General features: G+C 30.3%; 9 protein-coding genes and 2 tRNA genes. 8 read left to right on the forward strand and 3 right to left on the reverse strand.

Features of this window, described 5'->3' with window-relative positions; translation table 11 throughout:
* Positions 1-101 precede the first annotated feature (101 nt).
* The 4 genes from MC061_RS01590 (at position 102) to MC061_RS01605 (ending at position 4742) form a co-directional block, all read left to right on the forward strand.
* Positions 102-1568 carry a leucyl aminopeptidase gene (locus MC061_RS01590; protein WP_259535479.1) on the forward strand — a complete coding sequence of 489 codons (1467 nt, stop codon included), beginning with the start codon at positions 102-104 and terminating at the stop codon, positions 1566-1568.
* A 197-nt stretch (positions 1569-1765) separates the two neighbouring features.
* Entirely contained in the window at positions 1766-3052 is a 1287-nt protein-coding gene (locus MC061_RS01595; protein ID WP_259535481.1) for an HlyC/CorC family transporter, read from the forward strand.
* Positions 3053-3246: 194 nt separating this feature from the next.
* Complete coding sequence (locus tag MC061_RS01600) at positions 3247-3846, forward strand: UbiX family flavin prenyltransferase (RefSeq protein WP_259535483.1); 600 nt, start codon at positions 3247-3249, stop codon at positions 3844-3846.
* Between the two features lie 8 nt (positions 3847-3854).
* Complete coding sequence (locus MC061_RS01605) at positions 3855-4742, forward strand: bifunctional 5,10-methylenetetrahydrofolate dehydrogenase/5,10-methenyltetrahydrofolate cyclohydrolase (RefSeq protein WP_259535485.1); 888 nt, start codon at positions 3855-3857, stop codon at positions 4740-4742.
* Between the two features lie 72 nt (positions 4743-4814).
* Here the strand turns inward: MC061_RS01605 and leuS are convergent, their stop codons facing one another.
* The 3 genes from leuS to mnmE all read right to left on the reverse strand — a co-directional run bounded on the left by leuS (position 4815) and on the right by mnmE (position 9287).
* Entirely contained in the window at positions 4815-7400 is a 2586-nt protein-coding gene (gene leuS / locus MC061_RS01610; protein ID WP_259535487.1) for a leucine--tRNA ligase, read from the reverse strand.
* Positions 7401-7817: 417 nt separating this feature from the next.
* Positions 7818-7905 (reverse strand) — tRNA-Ser (locus tag MC061_RS01615).
* Between the two features lie 47 nt (positions 7906-7952).
* On the reverse strand, positions 7953-9287 hold the full coding sequence (gene mnmE, locus MC061_RS01620; protein ID WP_259535489.1) for a tRNA uridine-5-carboxymethylaminomethyl(34) synthesis GTPase MnmE: 1335 nt from the start codon (positions 9285-9287) through the stop codon (positions 7953-7955).
* Positions 9288-9544: 257 nt separating this feature from the next.
* On the opposite strand from mnmE, the gene MC061_RS01625 reads away from it, so the two are divergent.
* The 4 genes from MC061_RS01625 to rnc all read left to right on the forward strand — a co-directional run bounded on the left by MC061_RS01625 (position 9545) and on the right by rnc (position 12602).
* Entirely contained in the window at positions 9545-10459 is a 915-nt protein-coding gene (locus tag MC061_RS01625; protein WP_259535491.1) for a class I fructose-bisphosphate aldolase, read from the forward strand.
* 25 nt (positions 10460-10484) lie between these two features.
* A tRNA-Cys gene (locus tag MC061_RS01630) sits at positions 10485-10556 on the forward strand.
* 189 nt (positions 10557-10745) lie between these two features.
* On the forward strand, positions 10746-11813 hold the full coding sequence (locus tag MC061_RS01635) for a quinone-dependent dihydroorotate dehydrogenase (RefSeq protein WP_259535493.1): 1068 nt from the start codon (positions 10746-10748) through the stop codon (positions 11811-11813).
* A gap of 84 nt (positions 11814-11897) precedes the next feature.
* Complete coding sequence (gene rnc / locus MC061_RS01640; RefSeq protein ID WP_259535495.1) at positions 11898-12602, forward strand: ribonuclease III; 705 nt, start codon at positions 11898-11900, stop codon at positions 12600-12602.
* Positions 12603-12628 lie beyond the last annotated feature (26 nt).

Here is a 12628-nt window from a genome sequence, read left to right on the forward strand (position 1 = left end):
ATTCAATAATGCACTAAAAATAGTGGTCAAAATATCAATTAAGTAATATAATTCACTTGAATTGTTTAATATATCATTTTTCTTGAATAGGAGTACAAATAATGCAGATACAAGTTTCTACTATTTCTCCTAATTTTAAATTCATAGTCACGGGTCTCTTTGAAGGCAATAATTCTTTAAGAGATTATAGTATGTTCAAGAAAAATGATATATTAAAAAATATTGTGCAATTAAGAGATGATTTTAATGGTGCTTTTGGTGAGTGTTTTCTTATTACATTACCAGAGGCACAACAATTATTAATAATAGGGCTTGGTGACAAGAATGCATGGAATACAGAACAAGGATTAAAGATTGGTGGCAAAATATATTGCGAATTAAGCAAATTAAAGATTAAACGCGCAGCAATATTAATTGAAGATGAATGTATATTGAAAATTGGATATGGAGCACTACTACGTAGTTTTAAATTTGATAAATATAAAACTAGAGATTGTTCTAAAATATCATATGTAGAAGAGATAATGATTTTGGTAAGAAATGAACATTTGACTGATTCAGTCAGTTTATTTGAGTCTTTAAAACAAGAAGCAAATGGTGTCTTTCTTGCACGTTCTTTTATTACAGAACCACCTAATATTTTATATCCTCATACTTATGCTGAAAGTATAAAACATAGTCTTACTAAATTAGGAGCCGATGTAGAAATATTTGATACAAAGTATATGCAAGAACATAAAATGGGTGCGCTACTTGGAGTAGCGCAAGGCAGTAGTAAAGAACCAAAATTAGTAGTTATTAAATGGAATGGTGCAGATATACAACATAAAAGTATTGCCTTTATTGGAAAAGGAGTAACATTTGATACTGGTGGTATCTCATTAAAACCTACACGAGGTATGGAAGCAATGAAATATGATATGGCTGGATCTGCTGTAATAGTGGGTGCAATGCATATTTTAGCAGAACGAAAGGCTCGCATTAATGCTGTTGGTGTATTAGTTCTTGTAGAAAATGCAATAGATGGCAATGCACAAAGGCCTAGTGATATAGTAGTCTCAATGTCTGGCCAAACAATAGAGGTACTCAATACTGATGCAGAAGGTAGATTAATTCTTGCAGATGCTTTATGGTATACGCAAAATAGATTTGCACCGCAATGTATGATTGATCTTGCAACTTTAACTGGGGCAATTATAGTAGCGCTTGGTACTAATGAATATGCTGGACTCTTTTCAAATAATGAAGAACTCGCTGCACGTCTTATCAGTGCAGGTGATGAGGTTAATGAAAAACTTTGGCGCTTTCCTATGAATGATATATATAACAAAAAGTTAAATTCAGAAATTGCTGATATGCGTAACATTGCACCCGCAGGATATGGTGGAGATAGTATTATTGCTGCACAGTTTTTAAGTCGTTTTGTTAATAATACTTGTTGGGCGCATTTAGATATTGCAGGCACCTCATGGCAGGATTCAGAATCCGATTTGTGTCCTATAGGAGCAGTGGGATTTGGTGTGAGATTACTTAATACATTAGTACAAAAGTATTACGAGATAGTATAATCATATACAGTACAAGCGAAATTACTGATGAAACATACATTACTTTCACTCTATCTCTTCAACAATTTCATTTTGTGCAATATCCTAAAATCTTTAGAGTGATATATCATTTTGATTATATTCACTTCAAACTTGCAAATCCTCATGAGAGGGTATAGAATAATTGCTATTTCTCTACGCAATAACATTGTACTTAAATGAATTGGTTATTGGTGCTTCTCTCATTAGTAATTTTGATTTTATTAATTTTATCATTTTTATTTTCAGGAGCAGAAATAGGACTGACTACCATCAGTCGATCTCGAGTGAATAAGCTAAAACTAGATGGTAATAAACGAGCACATATAATATCTCTCTTATTGAGTAAAAAGGAATTAACAATAGGTACAATATTATTTGGTAATACAATTATTACTCTAACTTATTCTGCACTATTCACAGCAATTTTTATAAATTTTTTTGGTAATGAAAGTATTGTGCTCTCAACAATTATAATGACTTTTTGTATTTTATTGTTTTGCGAAATGTTACCTAAAACTTATGCTATGCAAAATCCTGAAAAATTCGCATCATTTTCTGCGTATTTTTTACTCTTTTTTGTAAAATTTTTTTCTCCATTAACATTAGCAATACAATGTATTGTGAATCTTATCTTGACATTATGTGGATTACATAAAGATAAAGAAGTTATTTCTGCAGCTGATGCTATGCGTAATATGCTTACCTTACATCATAGTGATGGTACTATGTTACAGAGGGATTTAGAAATGTTAAGTAGCATTCTTGATTTGGCTGAGACTAAAATATCACAAATCATGACATATAAGAAGCATTTATTCTCTCTTAATATCAATCAAAATAAAGAAGCATTGATAGAGAAAATTTTAACTAGTAGTTATAGTAGGATTCCATTATGGAATAAAGATATAGAAGATATTATAGGAGTGATTCACGTAAAAGATCTTATAAATGTTTTACGTGAAAAGAATAATAAAATAGAAGATATACAAATTACAAAAATTATTTCAAAACCTTGGTTTATATCAGAAAGTACGTTACTTAGTGTACAGCTACATAATTTTCGTCAGAATAGAAAACATTTTGCACTTGTGATAGATGAATATAAATTATTGCAAGGTATAGTCACACTTGAAGATATCTTAGAAGAAATAGTAGGAGAAATTTCAGATGAGCATGATTTAACTACAGATACTTTTATATATAATATTTCCAATGAAATTTATCATATTGCAGGAAAAGCGAAAATTAAAGATATTAATCAACAATTACATTTAGAATTACCTGAAGATTCTACAACTCTTTCAGGTATGATTATAAAAGAGAGAGGATACATTCCCGAAGAACGAGATGAATATGTTATGTATGGTTGTCTCTTAAAAATTTTAAAAAAAAATAAAAATATGATTATTCTTGTTGAAGTACAGATAAACACTGATAATGATACTATCTCTATTACTAATTAAAACATCTTGATAAAATGTCATACAGTAAAATATAAATTATATAGATATAACAAATAAAAACAGGGAGTAATATAAAGTAAAGATAGAATATTACTATATAATATATGATATATATCAATATAAGAGACAATGTAATATGAAATCATTTTTTATATTCACTCTTTCTAAGAGAAATTTTTTTTGCGATAAATACAGTGAATAATAAAATTATTATTGGAATTAGTGGCGCATCCGGTGCGATTTATGGATTACGAATCTTAGAGATATTAAAAGAGATGAATAAATCTTGTAATCATTCTGATGTAATAAAAAAATCTTATGAAATACATTTAGTAATCAGTCAGGCCGGAAAGATGACATTATCTCATGAAGTCCATATGCAATTAGAAGATATTACTTCACTTGCAGATTTTTACTACTCTGAAGATAAGATTGGTGCAAGAATAGCAAGCGGGTCATTTAAAACATTAGGAATGATTATAGCTCCGTGTTCTATAAAAACAATGTCAGAAATAGCATCTGGTGTGACTACTACGCTATTAACAAGAGCTGCAGATGTCACCCTAAAAGAACGTAGAAAGTTAATCATGATGGTCCGAGAGTCTCCTCTGCATCTTGGACATCTCAAAAATATGTTAAAACTCACAGAGATGGGTGCTATTATTGCACCTCCAGTGCCAGCTTTTTATATGCAGCCAAGATGTATAAATGATATAATTAATCATTCTGTAAATAAAGTGCTAGATATGTTTGATATTACATTGTCTAATCTACATATTTGGCAAGGAATATAAGAAACGAAATGTCTGCAGTAATTATTGATGGTAATAAAATATCAAAAATTCTCTATGAGAGTTTATCACAAAGAATTTCTCAGTTATATAGAGAATATCATATTATTCCTTGTCTCAGAGTAATTCTTGTAGGTAATCATCCAGCAAGTCAATTATATGTACGTAATAAACAAAAATGTGCAGAGTCAATAGGTATTCAATCTGAAGTTATTCTTTTATCTTCTAAGACATCAGAAGATCAACTAATAGACAAGATTAATGAATTCAATCAAGATCATTCTGTACATGGTATTTTAGTGCAATTACCCTTACATAAGAATATTAATTTATCCAAAATAATGAATATGATTAACATAGAAAAGGATGTAGATGGATTTCATAATGAAAATATTGGTAAATTAGTAAAAGGAGATAAAACATCTCTTATATCTTGTACTCCCAAAGGAGTTTTATATCTTCTAAAATCAATTGAACATACTCTATCAGGTAAACATGCAGTAATACTTGGTAGATCTAATATAGTAGGTAAGCCAATGTTTCATCTTCTATTACAAGAAAACTGCACTGTTACGATGTTACATTCAAAGAGTAACAATTTATCTCAATATTGTGCTCAAGCTGATATACTAGTTGTAGCAGTTGGTATTCCTTCTTTTGTACAGTCTCATTGGATAAAGCAAGGAGCTATAGTCATAGATGTTGGGATCAACTATGTAATCAATGCACAAGGACAAAGAAAGATTATAGGTGATGTAGACTTTGAGCCCATAAAGGGAAAAGCGCTAGCTATTACACCCGTACCAGGTGGAGTAGGACCAATGACTATTGCCTCTCTTATGGTCAATGTTTTTATTGCTGCATGTATCCAAAATAGAATTGATATATGCATGATATAAAAAATAATATTCCTATAATTATTAGAGATTGTATTTTTCATATCGTATTCATCAGTGAAATAAGACGTACTATTACATTACAATATTGACTATCTTATTTTGTACTATATATACAGAGCGTACTTGATTGACATTAATTTTATTAGATACGACTTGCATAGCGATTGTTTGTAACTCCCCTTCAGATAGATCAATGGTGACTCTCATTGTAGTGAATAATTTACCATTGATTTGTATGGCAACAGTGATCATATTGTCAATTAGTAAAGTTGTATTAGCGTTTGGCCAAGGCTGTAGATATAGCATATCTTGTCCACCTATTTCCTGCCATAAGTGTTCAGCTAAATGTGGTATAAAAGGTTCTATGACTCTTATAAGAATTAATATACCCTCATTAATCACTGCTTTTCCAATTTTAACATCTATTGCAGCTATTAAGTGTGTCATTTGTCGAAATTTTGCTATCACACAATTCAATTTACAGCTCTCTAAATCATTAGTCAAATCTTGTAATAGTTGATGAATCTTTTTTCTATATTCTAGAAGTTGATTGTGATTAATAAATTTTGTCGTCTCATATATTTGCTTAATAGAAGTATATTCTATCAGAGAAAGCGATTTTAATTCTCTAATCATACGCCATAACTTATTTATATAACGAGAGCAACCTACTATACCATAGTCAGACCATTCTATATCTTTTTCTGGAGGAGTATCTGAAAGCATAAATAATCTAGCAGTATCAGCGCCATACTTTTCAATGATTCTCTCTAAATCTACAATATTCTTTTTAGATTTACTCATTTTTTCAACTTTACCGATCTGAATATTAATACCTTGTGCATTGCATTTTTTATATTCTTCAGGGGAGAGCCACTGATCATGTTCATCTCTATAAGTAGCATGACATACCATACCTTGAGTAATTAAAGTAGAAAAAGGCTCTTCGATATTAAAATATCCACATTTAGTTAAAGCGCGACAAAAAAATCTTGAATAAAGAAGATGTAAAATAGCATGCTCTATACCACCTATATAATAATCTACAGGTAAAAAATGATGACATGATTCTTTATTAATAGCATGATTCTCATCACAAAAAGCAGCAAAATACCAAGAAGACTCAAAGAATGTATCAAATGTATCAGTTTCACGTTCTGCGTCTTTACCACATTTTGGACAATTGACCAATTTCCATGATAGAAGTCTATCAAGTGGGTTACCACCACTAATAAAATCTATGTTATTATATGGCAGAACGACAGGAAGATCTTGTTCTGGTACTGGTACAGTACCACAATCTTTACAGTATATAATAGGAATAGGACATCCCCAATATCTCTGTCTTGAAATACCCCAATCATGTAAATTATATTTAATTGTTCTGATACCTTGTCCCTGTTTTTCTAGTTCTATAATTGCTATTTCTTTTATTTCATTTAATGTCAAGCCGTGTAAGCATTGATCATGAAATGCTGCATTATGATAAGGAACATTAGTGGAATTTAAAGTGTCTATAGTACATATATAATCAAAAAAAGCTTCCGGAAGAATATCTGAATTATATTTTTCTTTAAATGTACAACTATATGTATCTTGTTTAGGAAGTCCTAAAATCACTTTTTCTGGAAATTCTGTGTATGCAATATTTGTAATATAAAGAGGTACTTCCTGTTGTATATAAGGATGAGTAACATGCAATCCGGTAAAAATTCCCACTTTCTTTTCTTTACTATCAGTATGTAATTTTAGAATAATATTTGTCATATTAAAGCATGATTCTATCGTCCATTGACCTTGTGAATTCATATGAATGAATTTTACTGATAATCTCCTAGAGGAATCTAATAGGATGAAAGAGATAATTTTTTGTATCATAGGATGATCTGCTGACAACACACAAAAAGAGATATCTAATAAAGCATGAGGATAACTTGTAAAGGTTTGTATCCTCTGAGAGAAACCAATTATTTCAAGATTTATAGTGACACCTTCAGATTTTCCTATCCAATGCTCTTGCATGGTTTTAACTTTTTCTGGCCAATTTTTTAAAGTTTTTAGAGAGTCTAGTAAATCTTCAGTGAAATCAGTAATTTTTAAAAACCATTGAGGTAATTTGCGTTTTTCAACAGTGGCACCTGATCTCCACCCCCTACCATTAATAACCTGTTCATTTGCAAGTACTGTGTTATCTTTCGTATCCCAATTTACCCATGCATCTTTTCGATAAGCAAGTCCATTTTTCATAAAATCTAAGAAAAATTTTTGTTCGTGTTGATAATAATCAGGTTGACATGTAGTAAATTCCCGATTCCAATTATAAGATAAGCCAATAGATTTTAACTGTATCTTCATATTATAGATATTCTCTTGCGTCCATTGTACAGGATGTACATTATAATTTCTTGCAGCATTTTCAGCTGGTAAGCCAAATGCATCCCAACCAATAGGATGTAGTACCGCATATCCCATTGCTCTTTTATAACGCGCTATTACATCTCCTATAGCATAGTTTCGTAGGTGCCCCATATGAATTTTGCCAGATGGATATGGAAACATTGCTAGAACATAGCATTTTTCTTGTTTGCTATCTCTATCAATAGTAAAATTCCACTTTTCTTGATATAGTTTTTCAACTGTGTGAAAATCGTATTTCATATTATATTAAATTTCATTACAAATTATATTGACCGTTTTGCAATTCACAGAATAATCTATTGAATAAAAAAGATTAAATATTAATATATTTTATCCTATTACTATAAATGAAACTATAATACTCGTTGTAATCTAGAATCAAGAGAAATATCTGCATTTCTAAAATATGAATTTATATTATTAATTGTCTTGAATAAAATTACCACTGATAATAACATTATCTCCTCTTCATATATCTTAAGTAAGTATTATTGCGTTTTAAAGAAGGGAGAGAAGGAGATATATATTAATATCTCCTTCTCTTTTTCCCGAGCAATACAATCTGCTCTCACATACAAGCTTTATGAAGCACTCTTATAACATATGAATATAGATAATATTGAATACTATCTCATAATCGCTAAACGGTAAATTCTCCGGACGGAATGGGATTCGAACCCATGGTACGATTATTACGTACGTCAGTTTTCAAGACTGATACCTTAAACCACTCGGTCATCCGTCCGTCCCTTTTATACAAAAAGATGATACGATATGCAATATATAAAAACTTTACTTTCCGATACAAAAATTACTAAATATATTATCTAATATCTCTTCATTACTGATGATACCAGTCATGATATCTAATTCACGTGCTGCAAGTCTGATATTTTCTAACATTAGCTCAATTGGATTGTTTAGGTTAAAATTTTGTAAGTAATCTAATGCATGTTGCATACAGTTTCTATGTCTTTGTCTAGTAATGAGAGGATGATCTTTTATATTACATGCAAATTTTTGTTCTATTTTGTGTTGAATGACAGCAAGTAATTTTCTTATTCCTATGCCTGATAATATAGAAATAGGAATCCACTCTATTCCATTAATGAATATACTCTCATCATTATTAATAGTATCAGCTTTACTGAATACATAAATAGTATTATTATCCTGATGAACTTGAGCCATAAGAGTTACATTTTGTGTAAAGGGAAGTAATAATATTCTTAAATCAGCGTCAAGAGCAATCTTTTGTGCTCTTCTAATACCTTCTAGTTCTATTGGATCGATACTCTCTCGAATTCCAGCAGTATCGGAAAGTATAATTGGAAATCCTCCAATTTCAAGATGCGATTCTAGTATATCTCTTGTTGTACCAGGAAATTTTGATACAATTGCAGCGTCACGTTTTACTAAGACATTAAATAATGTTGATTTTCCTACATTTGGTTCACCAGTGAGCACAATATGTAATCCACCTTCTCGTATTCTTTCTCCTCTTTTATCATTGATGTGATCTTGTATAGAAAGTATTAAGGATTGTACTATATTATTAATTTCTTTTAACTCATTGATATCTATTGGTATTTCTTCTGGAAAATCCATATAAACTAAAATTTTGGATTGTATATTTATTAGTGTTGTTCTCCAAATATTATATACATTCTCTAATGCTCCTGACATTTGTCTAATTGCTTGTCTTGCTTGTATTGCTGTTTGAGCATCTATTAAATCTGCAATTCCTTCTATTTTGGTTAAATCATATTTACCATTTAAAAAAGCTCTTAGTGAAAATTCTCCAGGTTGTGCTATTACAAAGATTTTTGATAATTCCTCCATTATCATCTTTATGACTGCAATACTACCATGTACTTGTAGTTCTATTACATCTTCACCAGTAAAACTATTTGGAGCAGGAAAGTAAAGAAGCATTCCATGGTCTATTAATTGATGAGTTCTATCATATATGTCAACTAAAGTGGCATATCTTGGTTGCAACTTGACATTCACATGTAAATGACTTAAAGTATTGAGCGCGTTTCTACCTGAAATTCTAATGATTGCAATTCCAGATTTACCATAGGGAGTAGACAATGCAAAGATAGTGTTATCTATATATTCCATAATTTAATATTATCAGAGTACTGAGTCTGATAATATCAGATATATATAGTATTCTTAACACAATTATTACAAGTATAGTATACAATATGTCATTCAGCATTAACAATGTATTGTACATAGGAAACATTGTAAAGAGATTATCAGTAAATCAAAGAATATCAATGTTTCAAATCCATAAGATAATTTATATAAGTTAAATATATTGTCTGATCTCATATCTTGTGATAATCTTTATACTCTATATTTCACTTGTAATTATGACATTAATAATCGGCGCTAAAGTAAAAAACATTCTCAATTATTATGAAAGTGAAAATCCTGGAGTAAAATCAAATATTGTACGTCTATTAACACACGGAAGACTTGGTAATACTGGTAAATTAGTTATACTACCTGTAGATCAGGGTTTTGAACATGGGCCTATTAAAAGCTTTGAAAGCAATCCTGAGGCATATGATCCATGTTATCATTTTCAACTTGCAATAGAATCTCAGGTAAGCGCGTTTGCTGCACCAATTGGTATCATTGAATCTAGTGCTTCTACTTATGCAGGTATGTTACCATTGATTTTAAAGCTTAATAGTTCTTATTCTTTATTGCATTCCAATACTATATCTTATGATCAAGCAATTACTGCTTCTGTGCGAGATGCATTACGCCTAGGATGTACAGCTGTTGGATTCACGATATATCCTGGTGCAGATAAATGCTATGATATGATAGAGGAAGCACGTGCGATCATCGCTGAAGCTAAATCTTACGGTCTTCCAACGATATTATGGTCTTATCCACGTGGCATAAATCTTTCTAAATCAGGAGAAACGGCAATTGACATCATTGCATATGCTGTACATATAGCTGCTTTACTAGGTGCTCATATAATCAAAGTAAAACTTCCAACTCAGCACTTAGAAAATGAACAAATAGAGGCACACAGCATTGAATTATTATCTCAAAGAATAGAATTTGTCAAGAAATCGTGTTTTGTAGGAAAAAGAATATTGCTTTTTTCTGGCGGATGCTCAAAACATATAGATGATATTTTATATGAAGTCACAGAAATCTCTCGAGGTGGTGGTCATGGCTCAATGATTGGACGAAACGTTTTTCAAAGAAAAAGAGAGGACGCCTTATCTATGTTGAGGGAAATCATGAAAATCTATGCTACATGATCAAAAATAACATTCAATTTTCTTTGGCTGGGTGGCAGAATGGCTTATGCAGAGGATTGCAAATCCTTTTATATCGGTTCGATTCCGATCCCGGCCTCTAATTTTTATATTGATAACATTATAATATACTATTAATGATGATGATTCTCTGCGATAGATTAAGTAATAAAATAAATGAATTATAAATGTGCATTTAATAGTGGATTGATTGTAAATGCAATATATAATAAGAGTGGATTGCATACTGAATATATAATTCATCATTACATTAACACATATACAAGACATGAATTATATAAATACTTGTGATAAGATATTCAGACAACTACTATTCTTGTTACCTCCTGAAACTGCACATAATGTAACAATTTTGCTTTTAAAGAAAATACCTAGTAGAACACTAGAAGAACTACCGAATTCTTTAAATATAAATTTTTTTGGTCAGAAGATAAGCAATCCAGTAGGATTAGCTGCTGGATTTGATAAAAATGCAGAAGTGATGCGCTCTATGAGATCATTTGGATTTGGATTTTTGGAAGTAGGTACCGTCACAAAATATCCACAATATGGTAATAAAAAACCAAGAATTATTCGATTGATTAAAGAACGCGGGTTAATTAATAAATTAGGATTTAATAATAAAGGTATAGAGTATCTTCTGACGCAAATCAATAACTTCAAACTTAATAACTGTGTTTTTGGTGTTAACATAGGAAAAAATAACACATCAGGAAATATAATAGATGATTATGTTGATTTAGTAAAAAAGTTATATGGCAAAAGCAGTTATATTGCTATCAATATTTCTTCTCCAAATACTCCTCATCTACGTAATTTACATAATAAAGAAGCATTATCAGAACTATTACAAGCAATTACAATTACCTGTAATGCAATAAAGAGTGATAATGTCATAACTCGTATTATGCTAAAAATATCACCAGATATAGATGATCAAACTAAAGAAAATATTGCTGAACTTGTATTAACTTATAAAATTGATGGTTTAATAGTAAGTAATACTACTATCAGTCGTGATCATTTATATGATTATAAACACACTATAGGTGGTGTAAGCGGTACTCCACTTTTTAAACTTTCAACTGAATTATTGCAAGATATGTATACTCTTACTAAAGGCAAGATATTTATAATAGGATGTGGAGGTATTTCAAATGGTAGTGAGGCATATATGAAAATAAAATCAGGAGCTTCTGCAGTACAATTATATACTGCATTCATATATCAAGGTCCTCAAGTAATCAATACTATTAACCTAGAACTTGCAGCTCTCTTAAGAAGAGATGGATTTGTTAATATCACTGATGCAGTAGGATGTAATTGTAAATTTTAAAGAGTATTAAATATCCTGTTAAAAAAATATATGTTTTTTACTCTAAATATATAGTAGAATATTCTGCTTATTACAATCATAAACATGACAACCTTACATAATTCAATATATAAAGTGATTAATTATAAGTTCATCAAAGATTCTCTATTAGAGGAAGCATTGACACATCCCAGTGCAAATAAAAGGAATAGTAAAAAACAGATAATTAACTATGAAAGATTAGAATTTTTAGGTGATAGTATTTTAAATATGGTAATATCTCAGATATTATTTAAACTTTTTCCAGAAGAAAAAGAAGGAGCCTTAGCTAAGAGAAAAACTCATTTAGTCTGTGGTACAACTATTACTAATGTTGCGCAAGAAATAGGATTAAGTGATTTTATAATCATGAATAATAATATGTCTTGTAATATCAGAAAGTTTAGCTCAAGAAATTTAGAAAATGCACTTGAAGCATTAATAGGTGCAATTTATATTGATGGAGGATTTCAACATGTTGAACAATTCATTGCTCAGTACTGGGAAAAGTTAGCTAAAAATACGCTCCTTCCTCCTCAAGACTCTAAAACCTCGCTACAAGAATGGACTCAAAAACATATATTACCTTTACCAAAGTATACTGTAATAAAACAAACTGGACCAGCGCATAATCCTGAATTTACTATATCTGTATATATTAAAGGTTATGATAATATACATGCATGTGATTATAGTAAAAAATCTGCTGAGCAAAAGGCAGCTAAACGTATGCTAGACCAGGTGTCATTATTAACACACTTCACTAATTAATTTAATTAGTTACTTAATAAATGATT

It is taken from the genome of Wolbachia endosymbiont of Howardula sp. (assembly GCF_025021925.1).
GTDB lineage: Bacteria > Pseudomonadota > Alphaproteobacteria > Rickettsiales > Anaplasmataceae > Wolbachia.